The following is a 21,456-nucleotide window of genomic DNA, read 5'->3' as shown; positions in this document are numbered from 1 at the left end:
CTCAATAAAATACATACGAAAATCCAAGCTAATCGCCTAAACCTCTATTATCATCCATTAAAGACAGCTTAAAAAAATAAAAAAAGGCGAGGCTTATTTAAGTGCGTCAAAAACCGATTAAATTTCCCTTTATCACCATAAATAAAATAATGCATCTTAAAACGAGCAATCTCATATATAAAAAGGAGCTGTCAGCAAATGCATATTATGCATTTTGCGACAGCTCCTTTTTTATTTTTCACTATACTTCTTCCTTGCTTAGCCAAAAATAGAGACTAAATCTAATAAGGAGTTGCACATAAAGTATGAATATTCGTTAATGCTTTATGTAAGATATTAAAATCAGAAATTTGAAACGATGTTATAACACTTGCTGCTATTAAACTTAAGTTTCCAATTGCTTCTTTTTTTTAACAACATCACTTTCTTTATATTTCATCTTCACAATTAAGTAATCTTCAATATCATGCAACAAGCGGAAGAGGTTTGCCTTTGTCTCAAATTCCTCTTTGGAACAAGGAAGTTCTTCCTCATCAAACTCTTTACGTAGATTTTCTAATCGTTCTAGATAGATGATTGCTGTGTTTCCAGGATGAACAGCCTTTGACAAATCCTCAAAAAAATCAGCTATCTTTTCTGAAATAGTGTCCTTTTTTGGTAGTTTGGTAACTAATGGTAGCATCCTTTGTAATAATTCAAATTGACGTGTGCGCATCTTGAAATAGTCCCGATAAATATGTTTGCTTCGTAATAGATGATTTTCCTTATCCCGTTCGACTAAATCATTTGTCTCGTCCAAAATTTCTCCGATTCTCTTAATTTCTTTTCCATCCCAATCAATATTTTTATTACGTACATAGAGAGCAATTTCATATAAAACAAATTGAAAATTTTCCTCTAAGTCTTGTTGTTTCTCCTTCAATTTCCGGTCTAAACTTGGCATATATAGATTCATTACGAGTCCAGTTCCAATTCCTATAACAATTAATAGAAATTGATCCACTAGAAAGTTTATATCTAAATAATTTGCTCCATATAAATTTAAGATGATAACGGAGCTGGTAGCTATACCTTGCGTAATATTAAAAATTACAGTTACTGGAATAAAAACCAATAACAATAGTCCAAGAACTAATGGGTGATAACCAATAAAATAAAAGAAAATGATGGAAAAAACAGATGCGATGATACAAGCCAAGAATCTGTTCCATGCACTTAAGAAGGATTGTTTTCTTGATGGCTGAATACATAAAATGGTTAAAATACCAGCTGAAACAAAGTTTGTTACACCTAACAATTGCGCAACCCATATAGCAATTGGAGTTCCGATAGCTGTTTTGATTGTTCGATACCCAATCTTCAAACGTCATTCTCCTTTAAAATTAATTCCTATCTAAGTAAGAGTTTTACTTCATTGAGGAAAGAACAAGAACGAAACTATTTTGAAGGATACGAAAAAATGGGCTGACCTATTATATAGCGACAGCCCTCTTTCTCATAAGTTTCGTTTAAACTTCTTCACAATGTTGTTCAAAAATTTGTTGCAAGTTGCCAATTACATCAATAGCATTATGACCTTCAATATCATGACGCTCCAACATCGTGACTATTTTCCCATCCTTAAGGAACGCAAAGGAAGGAGAAGATGGTGGATATCCTTCAAAATATGTTCTTGCCCTTTCCGTAGCTTCTTTATCTTGACCTGCAAATACGGTTACTAAATGGTCAGGTCGTTTATCATAATGAACTGCATTTGCAGCGGCAGGTCTAGCAATACCACCTGCACAACCGCATACGGAATTAACCATAACGAGGGTTGTGCCTTTTCGAGATAACGCCTCATCAACAGCCTCTGGTGTCGTGAGCTCCTCATATCCTGCTTCTCTTATATCTTCTCTTGCAGCATTTACAACATCATTCATAAATATATTAAAATCCATTACCAATCAAACCCCTTATTATAATGATACTTAACCTTGTTGTTAGAATAACAGCATTAAAGGAATATTTCAATAAAATACATTTGAACGCATGCTATGCCAAGATATAGTTATAATTGCTGTCCTGTTACATAAGTTAGATATTATTTTATCCCGCATATCATGAGATTCCTACTTCAGTAAGCTGAACAATAAAGTGGGAGAAAACAGCACCTTATTCCCTTTTTCAGTAAGAGGTATTAGGCCTACCTATGGATGATTAACTTAACCTTCATTGAGGGACCAAAGCCCCCCAATGATTGAAGAAAACTATACGAAATCCTTCTATAGGATTTTTAAATTTTGTGCTAATAGACATTCATAGTATGTTCGTTCATTTGTTCTAATATAGCTTTTACTCGAGCTAAAAATTGACCGCAAATCAATCCATCTAATATCCTATGATCCAGAGATAAAGATAAATTCACCATGTTTCTAGCAGCAAACATATCATTAACAATGACTGGACGTTTTACTATGGACTCCACTTGTAAAATAGCTGCTTGTGGATGGTTAATTACACCCATAGAATGAATGGAACCAAATGACCCCGTATTATTAACAGTAAAAGTCCCACCTTTCATATCATCAGCAGTTAGTTTTCCCGTTCGCGCCTTAACAGCTAATTCGTGAATTTGTTTTGCAATGCCTTTAATGCTTTTATCATCAGCATGATGGATCACTGGAACAAACAATTCTTGCTCTTTTGCTACAGCGATCGAAATATTAACATCCTTACGTTGAATAATCTTATCTTCCGCCCACGTACTATTTAATTGCGGGAATTCTTTTAAAGCTTGAGCTACAGCTTTGACAAAAAAGGCGAAAAAAGTTAGTCCGTAACCTTCTCTTGTTTTAAACGTGTCTTTAACCTTGTTTCTGTAAGTTACTAAATCCGTCACATCTACTTCCACCGTCATCCAAGCATGCGGTATTTCTTGTGTAGAACGTACCATATTTTGTGCAATTACTTTGCGTACTCCAGTAACAGGAATTTCTACATCGCCAGGATAAGTTCCAGATACCGATTTATTCAATGGTTTAACTTCCTTTGGTGACACTTGTTCTTCCGTTTGAAATGCAACTTTACTTGGTTCAGGAATTTTACCAGACGCAATAATCTTCTCTACATCTTTTCTAGTGATTCTTCCTGCTTTCCCTGAACCTGTCACTTGTTCCAAATCAATATCGTGTTCTTGAGCTAAACGTAGCACAGCAGGAGAATAGCGTTTTTTCATAGATTGATCTGAACTAGCTTCCGTTTCTTTATGTTCAACAGCTTCAGTAGGTGAACTACTACGCTGTTCCTGTTTTGATCCTGGTTCATCACCAGTGTCGATATAACACATTAGTTCTCCAACTTCAATTGTGTCGCCTTCTTGAGCAACTATTTCTTTAATCTTTCCACTATAAGAAGATGGGACTTCAGCATTTACTTTATCTGTTAGAACCTCAGCAATCGGATCATATTTGTTTACTTCATCCCCAGCCTGTACGAGCCAAGAACTGATGGTGCCTTCCGTTACACTCTCACCTAACTGGGGCATATTAATTTTTTCTATTGCCATTATTTATCCTCCTATCAGCTATTTAAAATTCCGCTAATTCACGCATGGATTTTTCTACTTTATCAGGATTTATCATAAAGAACTTTTCCATCGTCGGTGCATATGGCATGGATGGAACGTCAGGACCTGCTAGCCGTTGTACAGGAGCATCTAAATCAAATAAACAATTTTCAGCAATGATCGCTGCAACTTCACCAATAATACTGCCTTCTTTATTGTCTTCTGTAATTAATAGCACTTTACCAGTTTTCTTTGCAGCTTCAATAATAGCCGCTTGATCCAAAGGATATACGGTTCGTAAATCTAACACATGTGCACTAATTCCATCTTCTGCTATTTTTTCTGCTGCTTGTAAAGCAAAATGGACACAAAGACCGTATGTAATGACGGTAATGTCAGACCCCTCCCTCTTAATATCTGCTTTTCCAATAGGAAGTACATAATCGTCTTCTGGTACCTCCTCTTTTAATAAGCGGTATGCGCGTTTATGTTCAAAAAAGAGCACTGGATCATTATCGCGTATTGCTGACTTAAGTAATCCCTTCACATCATAAGGTGTGGATGGCATAACAATTTTCAAGCCTGGTTGATTAGCAAATACAGCCTCTACGGATTGGGAGTGATATAAAGCGCCATGGACTCCACCTCCATACGGAGCGCGAATCGTTATTGGCGCATGCCAATCATTATTAGAGCGATAGCGTATTTTAGCTGCTTCAGAAATAATTTGATTTACTGCTGGCATAATGAAGTCTGCAAACTGCATTTCTGCTACAGGGCGCATGCCATACATCGCTGCTCCTATGCCAACTCCGGCAATAGCTGATTCTGCAAGTGGCGTATCCAAAACTCGAGCTTCTCCAAATGTTTCATACAGTCCATCCGTGGCACGAAAAACTCCGCCTTTTTTTCCAACATCTTCTCCTAAGACAAACACGTTTTCATCTCGTTGCATTTCTTCTCGTAAAGCAGTGGTTATTGCTTGAATATAGGACATTACTGGCATTGTATTTCCCCCTCCTTACTCTTCATATACAAATTTTAATGTTTCTTCTGGTTTTGCGTAAGCAGCATTTTCTGCGTAATCTGTAGCATCATTTACTTCTTGTTGAATGACTTCATTCATTTCTTTCTCAATTTCATCTGTTAATACGCCAACATCCTTTAAATACTTCGCAAATGTAATAATCGCATCTTTTTTCTTTGCTTCCTCTACTTCATCACTTTCTCGATATAGTCGATCATCATCATCACTAGAGTGAGCAGTTAACCGATAAGAAACAGCTTCTATTAATGTTGGTCCTTCTCCCTGCAACGCTCGTTCATGCGCTTGTTTGACAGCATCATAAACTGCTAAAGGATCATTCCCATCCACAGTAATTCCCGGCATTCCGTATGATTGTGCTCGTTCAGCTACGGTCTTACTCGCAATTTGCTTTTCCAGTGGGACGGAGATGGCATATTTATTATTTTCTACCATTGTAATAACAGGAAGCTTATGTACACCTGCAAAATTCAACCCTTCATGGAAGTCACCTTGGTTGGATGAACCTTCTCCTAATGTTACAAACGAAACAACGGGGTCATGCTTCATTTTTGCAGCAAGTGCAACGCCAACTGCATGTGGAAGTTGTGTCGTTACAGGTGAAGAACCCGTTAGTATACGATTTTTCTTTTGACCAAAATGCCCAGGCATTTGTCTTCCACCAGAATTTGGATCTTCCGCTTTAGCAAAACCAGATAGCATTAAATCCGTTGTTGTCATACCAAACGCCAACACCACTCCCATGTCTCGATAATATGGAGCCACATAATCTTTTTCCCGGTTTAAGGCAAAAGCGGCTCCAACTTGGGCTGCCTCCTGTCCTTGACAAGAAATAACAAAAGGAATTTTCCCAGCGCGATTAAGTAACCACATTCTTTCATCTATTTTTCGAGCAAGCAACATGGTGCGATAAATATCTAAAACTTGCTCTTCAGTAAGCCCTAAAGCTTTATAGTCTTTTTTTGACATACAACGTCCCCTCCTTTAAAATCCTTATCCGTGTATTTGTTTTCCATCTACCGCAAGCGCAGCCTCACCAATAACTTCCGACAAAGTAGGGTGTGGATGAATAGCATGAGCAATTTCCCAAGGAGTAGCATCCAGCACTTTAGCTAACCCCGCTTCAGAAATCATATCGGTCACATGTGGGCCAACCATATGAACCCCTAATAAATCATCATTTTGTTTATCAGCAACTATTTTTACAAATCCATCTGTTTCTCCGTAAACGAGCGCTTTACCAACTGCCTGAAAAGGAAACGTACCAACCTTCACGTCATACCCTTTTTCTATTGCTTGTTGCTCTGTTAAGCCAACACGAGCTACTTCAGGATTGGAGTAAATACAAGTAGGAACTTGCAAATAATTAATTGGCAATGGCGATTGGTCTGCCATATGTTCTACAGCAACCATTCCTTCATGTGAAGCAACATGAGCTAATTGCATGCCACCAATTACGTCACCAATTGCATATATATGCGATTCTTTCGTTTGATAAAATGCATTTGTTTGAATAACATCTTCGTCCACAACAATATCGGTATTTTCTAAACCAATATTTGTTATATTCGCTTTACGTCCAACAGAGACAAGTATTTTCTCTGCTTGAAATGACTGCTTTTCCCCATTAATTTCAGCTTCTAAACGAACTAGCTCTCCTTTATCAACGGTATCTGCCAATACTTTTGCTTCTGTTACAAAGGTTACGCCTTTTTTCTTTAATAATTTTTGTACTTCTTTAGCAACTGCTTCATCTTCTGTAGGTAATATTTGCTTCGCGTATTCAATAACGGTAACATTTACATCAAAATCCGCCAACATCGATGCCCATTCAATACCAATTACACCTCCGCCAACAATAAGGATCGAATTGGGCAATTCTGTTAAATTCAACGCTTCATCAGAAGTCATTACAAACGAGTGGTCTACTTTTAACCCCGGTAAAGTTTTCGGTTCCGAACCTGTAGCAACTAACACATTTTTAGGAATTAGCATGGTATTTTCTTGCCCGTCCCCATGTTCAATCGATATCGTTCCAGCCATAGGTGAAAAAATACTTGGTCCTAAAATACGACCATGGCCATAATACGTATCAATTTTCCCTTTCTTCATTAATCCCTTGACACCTTGATGCAACTGGTCAACGATTTTTTGTTTTCGTTCTTGTACTAAAGGAAACTTCAATGTAGCTGCTTCGGTTTCTATTCCATAAAAAGCTGCCTGTTTCGTTTGTCTATATACTTCAGCACTTCGTAAAAATGATTTTGAAGGAATACAACCACGATGTAAACAAGTGCCACCTAGTTCTCGCTTTTCTACAACAGCTACTTTCATTCCAAGTTGGGAAGCGCGAATAGCTGCTACATAACCGCCAGTTCCTCCTCCAAGTACAACTAAATCATATTCTGTTGCCAATCCATTCACTCCTTTTATCCAGTTTTATTATCATAAATCTTTGCTTGTTCTTCTCCACGTAAAACACGCAACGCCCCTTCGTTTAATGCCTGTAATTCATCCTCACCAGGATAAACAATTGTATCGGCTATCCAGTCTACACGCTCCACAATCATATCTGTAAAGGTCTTACCATGAGCAAGGCCACCTGTTAATACAATGGCATCTACATTCCCTTTTAATACAGCACTTAAAGCAGCAATTTCTTTAGCGACTTGATAAGCCATTGCTTCATATACTTTTTTAGCATACGAATCTCCCTGAGAAATTCGTCGTTCAACTTCCATTGCATCACTTGTTAGTAAATAGCCCATTAACCCGCCGTTACCAACAATTTTACGCATGATTTCTTCTAAGTAATATTGGCCTGAAAAGCACATCGATACTAAGTCACCAACAGGAACAGTACCTGCTCTCTCTGGAGAAAAAGGACCTTCTCCATGTAAACCATTGTTAACATCAATTACTCTACCATGATGATGGGCACCTACCGTAATACCGCCACCCATATGTGTCACAATAAAATTCATTTTCTCGTATACGCCACCAAGTTGTTTAGCTACTCGTCTAGCAACGGCTTTTTGATTAAGTGCGTGAAAAATACTTTTTCTAGGAAGTTCAGGTATACCAGAAAAACGGGCTATTTCAGCAAGTTCGTCTACTACGACGGGATCTACAATATATGCTGGTATATGAAGGGAAGAAGCAATTTCATTTGCGATGATACCACCTAAGTTGGAGGCATGATGCCCGTTATACCCTCTTTCTAAATCAATAATCATCGCTCCATTTACTTCATATGTTCCGCCTGCAATTGGTCGAATTAATCCACCTCTTGCACAAACAGCATCCAATTTAGAAACACTAATCCCTTCATAATCAAGTTGTTCTAATATTACATTTTTACGAAAGGATTTTTGTTCACTAATAGATATAAACCCCTGTAATTCATCAACAGAATGGCGAATAGTTGTTTCAAAAACGCATCCCTCATTATCAAACACACCTATCTTCGTTGATGTAGAACCTGGATTGATAACAAGCGTTCTAAAGATTTCTTGCAATACATATCCCCCTCCACAATTTGTGGTTTGCAAATAGCTTTTTACTTTGTAGCCATCCGTGCAAAAGCAAACACGAATGGCTTCTATTTATCTTCTACTTAAAATATGATGACCATTTAACAAAAATTGACTCCTAGAACGATTTTCAGATTTAATTCTTTCTTCAGCCATTCGATTTGCAGCTAAGTAAGTAGGTATATTATCTCGTCTAGCGATGGCAAATACTTTTAGCAAGCTGTCATATATAGTTTCTACCTTCTTCATAGCCCGATCGTAATTATATCCTTGTAATTCATCAGCAACATTAATAACTCCGCCAGAGTTAATGACATAGTCTGGTGCATAAACAACCCCTTGCTTGTGAATCATATCACCATGTCGTGACTCTTTCAATTGATTATTAGCTGATCCAGCAATAACTTTTGCTTTTATTCTTGGAATAGTGTCATCATTTATCGTGGCTCCAAGTGCACAAGGTGCATAAATATCACAATCCACATCATAAATTGCATCCGGTTTAACTGCTTTTGCATTGAAAGCTTCTACTGCTCTTTGCACAGCTTGTTCATTAATATCTGTTACTACTAAATTAGCTCCTTCTTTATGTAGATGTTCACAAAGAGCATAAGCGACATTACCTATACCTTGAACTGCAACTGTCTTTCCTGTTAAAGAATCATCACCAAATGCTTCTTTAACAGCAGCTTTCATGCCTTTATATACACCATAACCAGTTACTGGAGAAGGGTTTCCGGAAGACCCTGATTCAGGTGAGATGCCCGTCACAAAATCGGTTTCCATATGGATGGTATCCATATCTTGCACGGTTGTACCTACATCCTCTGCTGTAATATACCTTCCATTCAAACCTTGGATATAACGACCAAAAGCACGAAACATTTCAGGGTTTTTATCTTGTTTCGGATCACCAATGATAACCGTTTTCCCGCCACCTAAGTTTAGTCCGGCTGCAGCATTCTTATAAGTCATTCCTTTAGCTAAACGAAGCGCATCTTCAAGAGCATCCGCTTCTGTTTCATAGGTCCACATTCTTGTTCCACCTAAAGCAGGGCCTAAAGTTGTATCGTGGATGACAATAATTGCTTTCAACCCAGAATTCTTATCTTGACAAAAAACGACTTGTTCATAATCATCTTGTTCCATGTAGCGAAATAGTTCCATTAAGATCTCCTCCTATTTGGATTAGTTGTCATAATCGCTAGTGATAGCGAATATAATTTGCTTTCAACAGTATCTGCTCGTGACGTTAAAATAATCGGTGCTTTAGCTCCGCAAATAAGGGCAGCTACTTTTGCTTGTGCATAATAAATAAATGATTTATATAAAGCATTGCCCACTTCAATGGAGGGGGCGAGAAGAATATCTGCATTTCCTGCAACTTCTGATGAAATACCTTTTTGAGCTGCTGCTCGCTCTGAAACAGCATTATCAAATGCTAAAGGTCCATCAATAAAACAGTTTTTTATTTGCCCTCTTCGTTGCATTTGCGTGAGTATAGCAGCATCCATCGTAGACTGCATGCTAAGATTCACTTTCTCTACCGGCGCTAGAGCAGCTACTTTTGGTACCTCTATCCCAATACTTTGTGCAACTTGTACTGCATTTTCAATAATAGTCACTTTTTGTTGCATATCTGGAGCAATATTCATTGCTGCATCTGTTAATATCACAAGTTTTTCTTGACTTGGAACTTCAAAGACTGCAGTGTGTGATAAAATTTTTCCAGTTCGCAATCCATACTCTTTATCAAGAACTGCTTGCAAAACATCTTTTGTTGAGATGTTTCCTTTCATTAATATATCCGCTTGCTTTCGGCTTACTGCTTTAACGCTTAAATGTGCAATCGCAATTAAATCGGCTGCATGTTGAATAGAGACTTTTTCTTTATAATTGGATAAATGTAGCCCTATTCGTTTTGCTTTTTCCTTGATTTTCTCTTCATCTCCAACAAGTAAAAATTGGCAAAGATTTTCTTCAAGAGCTATTTTTACAACTTGTAATATACCTTCATCTTCAGCATTTGCAATGGAAACAATATTTCCTTCTTTCTTTTTAGCTGCGATTTTTAATTGGTCTAAACTGCCCATATTTCCCTCCTATCTTCTCTGCCATAGTTATTCTGCAAATACTATGCCAAAAGAATAATCGTTGTAAGCGCTTCACTTAAATACTACTCACCTGCAATTTGTTGCGCACACCTGCAATCTATTGCAGGTCAGGCTTTGCAATTTGATGTTTTTCCATTTTATAGTAAAGGTTTCGAATTGAAATTTGCAACGACTTGGCCGTTTTTGTTTTATTATAGTCATTTTGCTCATATACTTGAGTAATATAATTTCTTTCATATTCTTCCATTGCCTGTGGTAAAGATGGAGAGCTTGTTTGAAGTGCTGGTGAAAAACTTGACTTCCATTCCTGATTTCCTAAATGAGGCAGATGGGATTGTTGTATTGTTTTTTCTTGTATCCCCATATAAATCATAGCCCTTCCTATCACATTTTCTAGTTCACGAATGTTTCCTGGCCAATGATAATAATTTAAATGAGTTATAGCATCCTCAGAAATTTTTTGCACGTCTCTTCCGTAATCTTGATTAATTTTTGTAATGATATGCTTCGTAAGTAATGGAAGGTCAGAAAGTCTCTCCTTTAAAGATGGAATAAATATAGGTAAACGGTTCAATCGATAATATAGGTCTTCACGAAATGTTTTTGCCATAATTGCTTTTTCGAGATTTACATTGGTTGCTGCAATCACACGCACATCAATCGTAATTGGCGTCGTTCCTCCAACACGTACAATTTCATTTTCTTGTAACACTCGTAATAATTTTGCTTGCATGTGTAAAGACAATTCACCAATCTCATCTAAAAATATACTCCCGTTATTTGCTTCTTCAAAGAAACCTTTTTTTCCACCTCTTTTAGCACCAGAAAAAGCTCCTTCTTCATAGCCAAACAACTCACTTTCTAATATCGTTTCAGCAATAGCTGCGCAATTAACCCGTATAAATTTATAGTGTTTACGGTCACTTTCATTATGAATGGCGTGAGCAAATAATTCTTTTCCAGTACCAGATGCGCCTCGAAGCAAAACAGTAGCAGGTGTCCTCGCGCCTACTTTCGCTTGCTCTAAAGCAATTTTCATTTCTGGAGAAGTACCAATAATATCCTTAAATGTATACTTTGCTTCCAAATTACGTATAATCTGTCTTGCACGCTTTAGTTCATTGGTTAATGACTGCACTTCGGAAATGTCGTGAAGTACACCGACACTGCCTTTTAATTTACCATCTACAATTACAGGAGCAACGTTGACATATACTTCTTTCTTATTTGGGCCAACTTTCATTAATACTCCTCTTATGGGTCTTCTCGTTTGTAAGACCCTCATATGTACACTCTCTCCCTCAGAAATATCCGTAGTTGCTGGTTTGCCAATTACATCAGAGGCAGCTAATCCAGTGATTTTAGTATAGGCAGGATTTATCATTAACCCAAGACCTTGTTCGTCTACAACACTGATTGCTTCATCAGAAGAATGAATAATTGCTTCTAGCATCGTTTTAATCTCTTTTAAGTCTGTGTTTTCTTCTGCTAAATGTACGACTTCCGTAATATCTTTAAAAACAGCAAACGCACCTAGTAGACTATTGTCTGACCGTATAATTGGAATCCTTGTTGCAATAATCTGTTTCCCGTTTTCTAAAGTTAATTTTTGATTAATTTCCTTTCTACGGTTTTTTAACACTTCAGTAAGACGTGTACGATAAATGACTTTTTCTATATGTTCTCCTTCAAGTAGTCTGTGCTTTGAGGTATTAATAATCTTTTCTGCACTTTTATTAACAAAAGTGATAAACCCATTAGTATCGACGACAATCATGCCATCACGTATATTGTTTAATATCAACTCTTGATTTAGCATTTGTAGTTCTATTTCTTCTAACAGCTCTTGTTTTTCATCAAATAGCTCAGAAATGATATAAGCAACTGTCCCTGGAATAATTACTGTCCTTCGATTACGTCGCTGTAATAGTGCTTCTAATACAAATTCATTACCAGTTGCTTCAATGATAATATCAATATTTTCATCAATCCATTTTTTCCACGAACGCCCTATAGGAATGTCCCATTTTTCTGCCGCTACTAGACCGGGAGCAGACGTATTCGTGTCCACGATAGCTACGACTTTCATAGTTTGAGTAGCATGGAGAATTTTTAATATTGCACTCCCACCTTTACCAGCACCAACAATAAGAACGCGTTTCATTCCATCCCACCTTGCATTTTTTTGCATACTTTTATCTTACGTTAGTCTGCAAAGTAATGCAATATGTGTATTTCATTTATTTCTATAGTCAATCTTGAAGTGGTGTTTTCCTTTATTCCTTTTTCTATCCTTTTTTGCTATACTATACTTGACAATAATGAAGGAGAATTTTCAATGATCCGAATCATAGCCATACTTATTTTGTTTATCCCGGGTTTAATAGCTGCTATTGGCATTAAGTTAATGAGAGACACATTATTTGCTACTTTCTATCCAATATTTTTACATAGTAGTATTCAGTTCATTATTGGGCTTATACTATTCTTGGCTGGACTTGCTTTCATAGGTGGTTTCATTATACACCGTGATCGAAAACGACAAAAAAATCAGCAACAAAAAAGGAATTGTTATACAAATGGGGACTAAGTCTCCATTTTTTTAATTGTAGACATTCAACATTACCTTCTATATGCTTCCCTTCACTTAAAGTAAGTACATTCATTTTTATTCTTTATAATGTGAAAATAAACAGAATTTATGATATGATGAAAAATAAAAAATCAGCGGGAGGAATTCACACGTGAAAGTTGCAAAATTTGGAGGGAGCTCTGTAGCTAGTGCCGAACAAATAAAGAAAGTTGCCAACATTATAAAGAAGGACCTCCAAAAAAAATTTATTGTCGTTTCTGCTCCAGGTAAACAACATAAATCAGACCAAAAAATGACGGACATGTTCATTCAATTATGGAAAGCAAGCCAACAGGAAACTTCTTTAGAGCCATATATTGATCCAATCATTAAAAGATTTACTGAAATTGTAGAACAGTTAGGCTTGTCTTTCATTATTGTGGGGGAAATTAAAGAGTCCATTAATAAGCTATTACATATGGAGGAAGCACCCATTAGCAAATTAGATGCTTTAAAAGCAATTGGTGAGGATAGTTCAGCTAAAATTCTTAGCGCTTATCTTACTTCAATTGGTTTAGAAGCACGTTACGTAAACCCTCGCGAAGCTGGTATAATGGTCAGTGATGAACCAGGTAATGGAAAAATATTGCCAGAAAGTTTTGAGATGATATATAATTTACGCTCTACAAAAGGTATTTCAGTTATTCCTGGTTTTTTTGGATATACAAATGCTGGAAAATTAATTACATTTTCACGTGGTGGTTCTGATATTACCGGATCCATTATAGCCGCTGGAGTTAAAGCGGATCTATATGAAAATTATACAGACGTTGACTCTGTTTACGCAGTTAATCCTTCCATCGTAGACAACCCTAAAAAAATAACAACACTTACGTATAAAGAGATGCGTGAATTGTCTTATGCAGGATTTTCCGTGTTTCATGATGAAGCATTAATTCCTGCATATCGTGAAAAAATACCAGTATGCATTAAAAATACAAATAATCCGCAAGCAACTGGCACATTCATTGTTTCTGAGAAAAAACCAAGCGAAAAATGTGTTGTTGGCATTGCCAGTGACACTGGTTTTTGTAGTATCTATATTAGTAAATACTTGATGAACAGAGAAATTGGTTTTGGACGTAAAGTGCTCTCTATTTTAGAAGAGGAAGGTATTTCCTTTGAACATGCTCCTTCAGGTATTGATGATTTATCAATTATTATTCGGGAAAAACATTTACCCCTAGAAAAAGAAAAGCAAGTTTTAAAACGTATTCAAAAGGTGTTATGCCCTGATTTAATCTCTATTCATCGTAATCTCGCTATGATTATGATTGTGGGAGAAGGACTTGTGCGTACAATTGGCGTCGCTCAAAAAGCAACGTCCGCCATTTCTAGTGCGAATGTAAATATTGAAATGATTAATCAGGGGTCATCAGAAGTTTCTATGATGTTTGGCATTATAGCTGACGATCTAGAAAAAGCTGTTCAATCATTATACAATGCTTTTTTTGTCAATTAAAATCTTTTTCATTCAAATAAAAAACATATCCCTTATATTTTGGAGGGATATGTTTTTTATTTGAAAACTTTTCAACTCGCTTTATGCTCTAACCGTAAATGGTCAGCCACCATCGCAATGAATTCTGAATTTGTTGGTTTTGCTTTTGAAATGCTGATTGTATATCCAAATAAAGCAGAAATAGAATCAATATTCCCTCTACTCCACGCTACTTCAATAGCATGACGAATGGCACGTTCAACACGTGAAGCAGTAGTATTGTATTTCTTAGCTATATCTGGATATAAAACCTTTGTGATAGAACCAAGCAGCTCAATATCATTAAATACCATCGTAATGGCTTCTCGTAAATACATATAACCTTTAATATGCGCAGGAACTCCTATTTCATGAATAATGTTGGTGATACTTGCTTCTAAATCTTGTTTTTTCCTTTCTTTTCGCTGAACTTTTGAAACACCAACAGAGTAAGAGGAGCTGCCCTGTACTTGCCTTATTTGCTCAGCTAAGTTATCTAAATCAAAAGGCTTCAAAATAAAATAAGCGGCACCTAGATCTACTGCTTTTTTCATCACTTCTTCTTGCCCAAAAGCTGTAAGCATAATGACGTGTGGAGGATCCTCTTTCGAAGAACGTAGTGTATTTAGAACAGCAAGCCCATCCACATGTGGCATAATGATATCTAGAATTAAGACATCTGGTTCTAAATCATCCAGCATGGTCAAGCAATCTCTTCCATTAAACGCCGTACCAATAACTTCAATATCCGATTGTTCTTCAAAATAATCTTCCATAAGCTTAATCAATTCCCGATTATCATCTACTAAACAAATTTCAATCTTTTCCACAAAAGCTCCTCCTTTTATGTAGTACATTACTTCTCTTTATTCTACATATTCTACATAAATGTAAATTATCCTTTTTTTATTTAAAAAACATTGGTTTTTTTGAGATTTGCTTTATTTTACTCAATATTTCTAAAATAAACGACTACATTCGATAAATAAAGATAGATATTTGTCGAATAATATTTGTAGATTTTACAGAAATAAGGTTAAAAGCGCTATAGAAACAGTACATGAAATCGTCAATCGCTTTTCAACATATGTTTCTCAGAGAAAACTTTTTTTACTTTAAATAAGTATACCACAATTACTTCAAATTCTTAGCTTTGTCCAATTTAACTTTTCTCACATCGTAAAAAAGACTTGAATTGGAAAAAATCCAACCAAGCCTTTCATTTAACTTACTTTTTTTGGTGATGAAGTAGCTGTATTAATACCAGCTTCCTCTAGCATAAACTTAATGTGGACGCCATACCCTGATGTAGGATCATTTACAAATACGTGAGTGACCGCCCCAATAATTTTTCCATTTTGTATAATAGGACTTCCACTCATCCCTTGTACAATTCCTCCTGTTTTATTGAGCAATTCCTTATCTTTTATTTGAATAACCATTCCTTTTGTTGCTGCATTTTTCTGAGGTACACTGCTAACAACTTCGACATCGTATTCTTTTATCTCCTCACCGGCAAGTACTGTCAAAATTTTTGCAGGTCCTTCTTTCACCTCGTTAGGTAGAGCTACAGGTAATGGTTTTTTTATTTCCTCTAAATTTTGATTTAACTTTCCAAAAATACCAAATGCGGTATTTTTTGTAATAGATCCAATTTTATCTTCAGCTGCTGAAAAAGTTGCTTGTTTTTCTCCTGGTATACCATTATTTCCTTTTTCAATGGAGGTCACAGAAGATCGTACGATAGAGCCATTATTAATTTCTATAGGCTTTTGGGTATCCATGTCGGAAATGACGTGACCTAAAGCTCCATATTTCTTGGAATTTGGATCATAAAAGGTCATCGTGCCTATTCCTGCAGCAGAGTCTCTTATATATAATCCGATTTGATAATTATTTTCTTTTTCATCCAAAGCTGGCTCTAATTCGGTAGAAATTGTTTTCTTTCCTCGCTTTAATTTTATATCCAACACATTTTTTGATTGTCCGGCTTGTTTTACAAACGGTTTTACATCTTTCATCTTTTTAACTTCTTTTCCATCAATTTCTAAAATAACATCGCCGACTTGAATATCTGCTTTTTCCCCAGGTGAAACTCTGCCCGTTTTTCCCTTTACTAAATGATGACCAACAACGAGTACACCCTTGGTTTGTAACTGAACCCCAATGGATTGTCCACCGGGTATAATTTTTATTTCTTCCTTTGATTGTGCTTTTGTTTGTTGAATAGGTAATCCAGTAAATTGATGAAGTGTAGAAGTATCTTCTGGACTCATGCTAGTTGCTGTAGTAGCTGCTTGTGTAATTCGACTTTCCGCTTTAAATAGGCTTGTAATAACAGGAAGCGCAAGTAAGGCAAGCATTGTCATAAAGCATATACCGAAACGTAATATTTTGTTGTGCTTTGTTCGCAAATTCATTCACTCTCCTCTTTTCATACCCAAACCACCTTTTATCTGTACCTTTAATTTAAGCTTTTTGTCGATGATTTAAACTGGTGAAAGATAAGCAAGCTTGCCTAACATTACCTACAGCTTTTTTATTTGTTATGTATATTGTTTTTGAGAAAACAAAACTAATTTTTCATCTTTTTCACATTGATATTAACTTCTCAACTAAACGATACAACCTAATTTGGCGAATTTATTCTTAAAAGCCAACCGTTTTACTTATACTACAAAGTCATTTTTGACAAAAGAAAAAGCCAGATAGTTTATTTTCTGGCTTTTTACTATAAATTATGCTCTTTTCCTTTAAATTGGATCGCCATTTCTAACATTTCTCTAGCATGATCCACCGCTGTATCTGTAAGCTTTGTTCCTGTAATCATTCGAGCAAGTTCATTGATTTGCAATTTTTGGCTTAATTCATGGACAGTTGTAGATGTCCGTTGATTCATTACTTCTTTTTCAATTAATTTATGTGTATCAGCCATAGCCGCCACTTGCGGAAGATGTGTAATGCATAAAACTTGTGACTTCTGTGAGATGTGATATATCTTTTCAGCAATCGCTTGCGCCACTCTACCACTTACTCCAGTATCTACTTCATCAAAAATGACACTTGTAACACCTTGATGTCTTGCAAATATTTTCTTCAGACTTAACATAATCCTAGATAGCTCTCCTCCAGAAGCTACTTTATTTAAGGGTTTAGGAGGTTCACCTGGATTTGTGGAGATCAAAAATGTCACATCATCCATTCCATTTTTATGCAAATGCTTATCTAGTTCTTTTTGTGGTTCGATATTCTTAGCAAAATCGACCTTAAATTCCGTCTTTCCTAAGTAAAGGTCTTTTAATTCTTCATGAATTTCCTTTGTCAAAGCCTCTGCAGCTTTTATTCGGATATCACGCAATTCTTGAGCTTCCAAAAAAGCATCCTTGGCTTTTTCTTTTATTTGTTGTTCGAGTTTGGATATATGAGAATCTTTATTGCTTATTTCTTCTACTTCTTCTTCTATCTTTGCCATATAAGTTAACATATCCGAAACAGTAGGACCATATTTTCTTTTTAACCGATTAATTTCGTTTAAACGAGCTTCAATTTCATTTAGGCGTTCTGGGTCAAATTGCAACGTTTCAATTTGATTTCCTAAGTCATAGGTCAATTCTTCTAACCCATAGTAATAATTTGCAATATCTTCTGCTTTTTGTGCTAGGGAAGCGTCATAGTTACTATTATCTTGCAACGCTATTTGCGCCTGATTGACCCAATCAAGCCCTTTCTGTTCGCCATAAAGAGAATTGTAAGCAAGTTGTAAGGATGAATAAATACGCTCAAAATTAGCTAAAGTATTCCTTTCTTCTTCCAATTGCTTGTCTTCATTAGGTTGTAATTGGGCTTCTTCTAATTCCCGCAACTGGAATTGCAACAAATCTAATCGTTGAGCTGTTTCTTGTTCATTTTCACTCAATTTACGATAACGATTTTTTAATTTAGATAATTGGTCATATAATTTCAAGTATTCTTTTTTCGCCTTATTAATTAATTCAGGCTGGTATAAATCCAACAAATCTAAATGATGCTCAGGATTCATAAGGGACTGTGTTTCGTGCTGACTATGAATATCAATTAATGTCCTTCCAAATTCGCGTAGGACAGCTAAAGTTACTAATTTGCTATTAACACGACAAATACTTTTCCCATTTGCTGTTATGGTACGTCTAAGTACAAGTTGCTGGTCTTCACTTTCAATGCCATACTGCTCGCAAATGGTATACACAGGATGTGAATCATGATCAATAATAAATAAACCTTCAATATCTGCCTTTTTAGCACCATGACGGACAAATTCAACAGAACCTCTACCTCCAGCGAGCAATTGAACCGCATCAATAATAATTGATTTACCAGCTCCCGTTTCACCTGTTAAAACGGTTAATCCTTCATTAAAAGTAACGGAAAGCTTGTTGATTATCGCAAAATCCTGAATGGACAATTCCGTAAGCACGACATAATTCCCCACTTTCGTATTACAACATCTCGATAAAACGTTCTTTTATCGTTAAAGCGTCTGCCTCTGTTCTGCATATAATTAAACAAGTATCATCACCACAAATAGTCCCCATTATTTCTTCCCAATCCAGCTGGTCAATTAAAGCACCAACAGCGTGAGCATTTCCCGGGAGTGTTTTGAGTACGATAAAATGGCTTGCATAATCAATTTTAACAAATGCGTCCATGACTAAACGCTTTAATTTATCTAATGGATTAAAGCGTTGGTCTGCAGGCAAACTGTATTTATATGTTCCATTTGCTGTTGCTACTTTTACCAAGTGTAATTCTTTAATATCTCTGGAAACCGTTGCTTGTGTTACATTATAGCCTAAGTTTTTTAATCGATCTACAAGTTCATCTTGCGTTTCAATTTCATTATCCGTAATTAATTCCCTTATCTTTATATGTCGTTGTATTTTGCTCATCAGGTGCCTCCATTTCTTAAACTTACACGATAAGAAAGTATGCAATCTTAAGCATTATAGCAAACATGCTCTTACACTGTGCTAAAATTTTTAAGATTACTTATTGTTTTGTTTTTTTCGAGCTAATGCTTCATGTGCTTCAGAGACTAAGCTTTCAATTTCGTGATCAGAAAAATCTTTAGTCGCTGGTTTATGTTTTTCCCAGCCTAAATGCAACAAAAACTCAATATTTCCATCTCCTCCAGTTATAGGAGAAAAAGTTAAATCTAATATCTGAAATTTTTCTTGCGCTGCAAAGTCAATAATCTGTCTCAAAACAGCTTGGTGCACACGGCTGTCTCGAACAACTCCTTTTTTGCCTACTTGTTCTTTTCCTGCTTCAAATTGTGGTTTAACTAGTGCTACAACATCACTGTTATTTTCCAATAAATGCTTTAAGACTGGCAAAAGTAAGCGTAGTGAAATAAACGAAACATCAATAGAAGCAAAATTTGGTTTACCGTTTTCCAGCATGCCCACCGTAACATAACGAAAATTCGTTCGTTCCATTACAATAACTCGGTCATCATTTCTAAGTTTCCAATCAAGCTGATTATAACCAACATCAATGGCATAACATAAGGATGCACCATTCTGCAATGCACAATCTGTAAAGCCACCAGTAGATGAACCTATGTCCATTACAATTTTATCCGTTACTGTAAGTGAAAAAGTCTTTAGCGCTTTTTCGAGCTTTAAACCTCCACGTCCAACATAAGGTAATAATTTTCCTTTTACCGTCAAATTTATTGATTCATCTACTTGCATTCCTGGCTTGTCTAATCTTTGTTGATCAGCAAACACGAGACCAGCCATAATTAAACGCTTTGCTTTTTCCCTTGTAGCGGCAAGTGATTTTTCTACTAATAACACATCAAGTCTTTTTTTACTCATACAGGCAAATTCCCTTTTATTAATTTTTAGGTAGTACACTTATTTTAAGTTTATTTTCCATAATGGAAATGACTTTTCCTGCAAAAAAAATGATTTTTGTTGAAGCATTAATGGCAAAAAATTTGCCCATTGCTTTTCCACCAACTGTAAGGGCTGCGACAACACTTGTTAGCACTACAGAAATGATAATTTGAACGGAAGAACCCTCGCCATGACCTAAAAGATTAGCCATTTGCAGTACTACAATTGCTGAAGCAGTTCCACTTACAATTCCAGAAATATCACCAATAACATCATTACAAAAACTGGCGAATCGATCGGCATTTCTAATAATAATCACTGCTTCTTTTGCCCCAGTTACTTTTTCTGAAGCCATTGCATGGAATGGAGCCTCATTAGCTGCTGTCGATGCTATACCTAACATATCAAAAACAACACCAACGAAAACGATAACAAATACAATAAAAAGTCCGATAAACCAGGCAACACCACTTAATATTGAAGAAGATATAACTGAAAAAATAGCCGCTAACACAAAAGTGATAACGGCAATAGTTAAACTAAATTTAATCGATCGTTTTACATGTGATTTCATTTCATACCTCATTATTTTAATACTTGTACATTATTTTATACTATGTATAACAGGAATGGTCATTTAAAAGGTAAAAACTGCGGCTTAGGTCCAGTAGGTTTTCCCAAATGGTTACCCCGTGTTGCCACAAAGGCGGTTCCCCTTTAAAACCATCTTAGCTTTGTCACCAAGAGCTAGACTGGATTACCACTTAGTCCACACTATAATCCCTTTTAAATGTCGAATGAACAGTCTAGGAGATTTCCTCAGCAGTTCTTAACCGTCCCCTAGCCTCTTTTGCAGTGCTGATTTCATAGAGATTACAACATAAAATTAGTGGCCACCTAATTTCATGTTTTATTGCCCTAATCCCCTCAGTCACCACTCAAGGCAGGCTACGCTGCATATCAGGTGTCCCTTACCGTCTACTGCAGGTTCATACCCCATTCCATAATGACAACTAGGCTTAGCTGTTACTACAGAGATGGGCCTCCGCGGAAATCGGGTCAACGCCCACATGCCTTTGTGGATCGCCCGATAACCTTAACTCCCAGCACAGACCCAAAGCTGGGCGCCTCAAGCCTGCACAAGGAACTTCATCGATGTGCCCTTTGGCGAATTTTTAGGCTCGCCTTCAGGTGCGGAGAACTGACTAGAATACTGCACCATTCCT

Annotated in this window: 18 protein-coding genes; 2 read left to right on the top strand and 16 right to left on the bottom strand. The window is 36.4% G+C overall.

The genetic code is table 11. The features are described 5' to 3' along the window. Positions 1–385: 385 nt before the first annotated feature. The 10 genes from HLX49_RS13695 to HLX49_RS13650 all read right to left on the bottom strand — a co-directional run bounded on the left by HLX49_RS13695 (position 386) and on the right by HLX49_RS13650 (position 12,403). Positions 386–1,363 (bottom strand): aromatic acid exporter family protein, encoded by a 978-nt coding sequence (locus HLX49_RS13695; RefSeq protein ID WP_101933889.1) that lies wholly within the window; start codon positions 1,361–1,363, stop codon positions 386–388. A gap of 145 nt (positions 1,364–1,508) precedes the next feature. Further along, a complete protein-coding gene (locus HLX49_RS13690) occupies positions 1,509–1,940 on the bottom strand; it encodes a BrxA/BrxB family bacilliredoxin (protein WP_073004306.1) in 432 nt (143 codons plus the stop codon). Positions 1,941–2,287: 347 nt separating this feature from the next. Continuing rightward, positions 2,288–3,547, bottom strand: coding sequence for a dihydrolipoamide acetyltransferase family protein (locus HLX49_RS13685; protein ID WP_077703600.1), 1,260 nt, complete (start codon positions 3,545–3,547; stop codon positions 2,288–2,290). 22 nt (positions 3,548–3,569) lie between these two features. Beyond that, positions 3,570–4,553 carry an alpha-ketoacid dehydrogenase subunit beta gene (locus tag HLX49_RS13680; RefSeq protein ID WP_101933888.1) on the bottom strand — a complete coding sequence of 328 codons (984 nt, stop codon included), beginning with the start codon at positions 4,551–4,553 and terminating at the stop codon, positions 3,570–3,572. Between the two features lie 15 nt (positions 4,554–4,568). Beyond that, positions 4,569–5,561 carry a thiamine pyrophosphate-dependent dehydrogenase E1 component subunit alpha gene (locus HLX49_RS13675; protein WP_077703598.1) on the bottom strand — a complete coding sequence of 331 codons (993 nt, stop codon included), beginning with the start codon at positions 5,559–5,561 and terminating at the stop codon, positions 4,569–4,571. Between the two features lie 24 nt (positions 5,562–5,585). Continuing rightward, entirely contained in the window at positions 5,586–7,007 is a 1,422-nt protein-coding gene (gene lpdA, locus HLX49_RS13670; protein WP_077703597.1) for a dihydrolipoyl dehydrogenase, read from the bottom strand. Positions 7,008–7,021: 14 nt separating this feature from the next. Next, complete coding sequence (gene buk / locus HLX49_RS13665) at positions 7,022–8,110, bottom strand: butyrate kinase (protein WP_296362570.1); 1,089 nt, start codon at positions 8,108–8,110, stop codon at positions 7,022–7,024. A gap of 87 nt (positions 8,111–8,197) precedes the next feature. Next, positions 8,198–9,292, bottom strand: coding sequence for a Leu/Phe/Val dehydrogenase (locus HLX49_RS13660; RefSeq protein WP_077703595.1), 1,095 nt, complete (start codon positions 9,290–9,292; stop codon positions 8,198–8,200). After that, positions 9,292–10,218, bottom strand: a complete 927-nt coding sequence (gene yqiS, locus HLX49_RS13655) for a phosphate butyryltransferase (RefSeq protein ID WP_296362566.1) — start codon at positions 10,216–10,218, stop codon at positions 9,292–9,294. The genes HLX49_RS13660 and yqiS overlap by 1 nt, the downstream gene beginning before the upstream one ends. 118 nt (positions 10,219–10,336) lie before the next feature. Further along, a complete protein-coding gene (locus tag HLX49_RS13650) occupies positions 10,337–12,403 on the bottom strand; it encodes a sigma 54-interacting transcriptional regulator (RefSeq protein WP_077703593.1) in 2,067 nt (688 codons plus the stop codon). A gap of 174 nt (positions 12,404–12,577) precedes the next feature. On the opposite strand from HLX49_RS13650, the gene HLX49_RS13645 reads away from it, so the two are divergent. Continuing rightward, positions 12,578–12,829 (top strand): DUF2627 domain-containing protein, encoded by a 252-nt coding sequence (locus tag HLX49_RS13645; RefSeq protein WP_101933883.1) that lies wholly within the window; start codon positions 12,578–12,580, stop codon positions 12,827–12,829. 154 nt (positions 12,830–12,983) lie between these two features. Beyond that, positions 12,984–14,333, top strand: a complete 1,350-nt coding sequence (locus tag HLX49_RS13640) for an aspartate kinase (protein ID WP_077703591.1) — start codon at positions 12,984–12,986, stop codon at positions 14,331–14,333. A gap of 71 nt (positions 14,334–14,404) precedes the next feature. Here the strand turns inward: HLX49_RS13640 and spo0A are convergent, their stop codons facing one another. The 6 genes from spo0A to HLX49_RS13610 form a co-directional block, all read right to left on the bottom strand. Beyond that, on the bottom strand, positions 14,405–15,181 hold the full coding sequence (gene spo0A / locus HLX49_RS13635) for a sporulation transcription factor Spo0A (RefSeq protein WP_101933881.1): 777 nt from the start codon (positions 15,179–15,181) through the stop codon (positions 14,405–14,407). Positions 15,182–15,574: 393 nt separating this feature from the next. After that, positions 15,575–16,771: a SpoIVB peptidase gene (gene spoIVB, locus HLX49_RS13630; protein ID WP_296362559.1), complete on the bottom strand. Its 1,197-nt coding sequence runs from the start codon at positions 16,769–16,771 to the stop codon at positions 15,575–15,577. 311 nt (positions 16,772–17,082) lie between these two features. Next, positions 17,083–18,804, bottom strand: a complete 1,722-nt coding sequence (gene recN, locus HLX49_RS13625) for a DNA repair protein RecN (RefSeq protein ID WP_077703588.1) — start codon at positions 18,802–18,804, stop codon at positions 17,083–17,085. Positions 18,805–18,826: 22 nt separating this feature from the next. Then, entirely contained in the window at positions 18,827–19,276 is a 450-nt protein-coding gene (gene ahrC / locus HLX49_RS13620; protein ID WP_073004330.1) for a transcriptional regulator AhrC/ArgR, read from the bottom strand. A gap of 96 nt (positions 19,277–19,372) precedes the next feature. Next, positions 19,373–20,209, bottom strand: a complete 837-nt coding sequence (locus HLX49_RS13615; protein WP_101933879.1) for a TlyA family RNA methyltransferase — start codon at positions 20,207–20,209, stop codon at positions 19,373–19,375. 19 nt (positions 20,210–20,228) lie between these two features. Further along, the gene (locus HLX49_RS13610) at positions 20,229–20,804 is read right to left on the bottom strand and encodes a hypothetical protein (RefSeq protein ID WP_101933878.1); all 576 of its coding nucleotides are present in this window, start codon (positions 20,802–20,804) and stop codon (positions 20,229–20,231) included. Positions 20,805–21,456: the final 652 nt, after the last annotated feature.

It is taken from the genome of Virgibacillus sp. (assembly GCF_013393565.1).
Classification (GTDB): Bacteria; Bacillota; Bacilli; order Bacillales; family Amphibacillaceae; genus Virgibacillus; species Virgibacillus dokdonensis.
Note: the sequence above shows the minus strand (reverse complement) of the source record. Positions and strands in the feature narration are given on the sequence as shown.

Coding starts and splice junctions, on each gene's coding strand:
- HLX49_RS13660 (WP_077703595.1), bottom strand. CDS start 9,292: ATGGAACTATTTCGCTACATGGAACAAGATGATTATGAACAAGTCGTT.
- ahrC (WP_073004330.1), bottom strand. CDS start 19,276: ATGAGCAAAATACAACGACATATAAAGATAAGGGAATTAATTACGGAT.
- HLX49_RS13675 (WP_077703598.1), bottom strand. CDS start 5,561: ATGTCAAAAAAAGACTATAAAGCTTTAGGGCTTACTGAAGAGCAAGTT.
- yqiS (WP_296362566.1), bottom strand. CDS start 10,218: ATGGGCAGTTTAGACCAATTAAAAATCGCAGCTAAAAAGAAAGAAGGA.
- HLX49_RS13680 (WP_101933888.1), bottom strand. CDS start 4,553: ATGCCAGTAATGTCCTATATTCAAGCAATAACCACTGCTTTACGAGAA.
- spoIVB (WP_296362559.1), bottom strand. CDS start 16,771: ATGAATTTGCGAACAAAGCACAACAAAATATTACGTTTCGGTATATGC.
- HLX49_RS13615 (WP_101933879.1), bottom strand. CDS start 20,209: ATGAGTAAAAAAAGACTTGATGTGTTATTAGTAGAAAAATCACTTGCC.
- HLX49_RS13645 (WP_101933883.1), top strand. CDS start 12,578: ATGATCCGAATCATAGCCATACTTATTTTGTTTATCCCGGGTTTAATA.
- HLX49_RS13685 (WP_077703600.1), bottom strand. CDS start 3,547: ATGGCAATAGAAAAAATTAATATGCCCCAGTTAGGTGAGAGTGTAACG.
- HLX49_RS13690 (WP_073004306.1), bottom strand. CDS start 1,940: ATGGATTTTAATATATTTATGAATGATGTTGTAAATGCTGCAAGAGAA.
- HLX49_RS13650 (WP_077703593.1), bottom strand. CDS start 12,403: ATGAAACGCGTTCTTATTGTTGGTGCTGGTAAAGGTGGGAGTGCAATA.
- HLX49_RS13610 (WP_101933878.1), bottom strand. CDS start 20,804: ATGAAATCACATGTAAAACGATCGATTAAATTTAGTTTAACTATTGCC.